This window comes from Salmonella sp. SAL4457, assembly GCF_046548235.1.
In the GTDB taxonomy this organism is placed as follows: Bacteria; Pseudomonadota; Gammaproteobacteria; order Enterobacterales; family Enterobacteriaceae; genus Salmonella; species Salmonella enterica.
Genome location: NZ_JBGDZO010000614.1, coordinates 1 through 266 on the forward strand (window position 1 = coordinate 1; position 266 = coordinate 266).

Genomic DNA, 266 nt, shown 5'->3' on the forward strand with positions numbered 1-266 from the left:
GTGCCGCGGCCTCGGGTTGCTCGCCGGCAAGGTGGTCAGGTTCCGCCCGCGCGAGCAGACCCTGAAGGTCCCGCACCTGGGGTGGAACCAGGTGCGGCGCGCCGCCGATCGGCCGGAGGATCCGCTCTGGCGCGGCATCGCCGACGGGGCGTATGTCTACTTCGTGCATTCGTACTACGTCGCGCCGGCGGATCCGCGCGTCGTGGCGCTCACCAGCGACTACGACGGGCCGTTCTGCGCGGCTGTGCGCAAGGACAACGTGTTCG

Annotated in this window: 1 pseudogene; it reads left to right on the forward strand. The window is 71.1% G+C overall.

The features are described 5' to 3' along the window. Positions 1-266, forward strand: a pseudogene (locus ACLJNW_RS25665) (imidazole glycerol phosphate synthase subunit HisH); the annotation flags it as partial.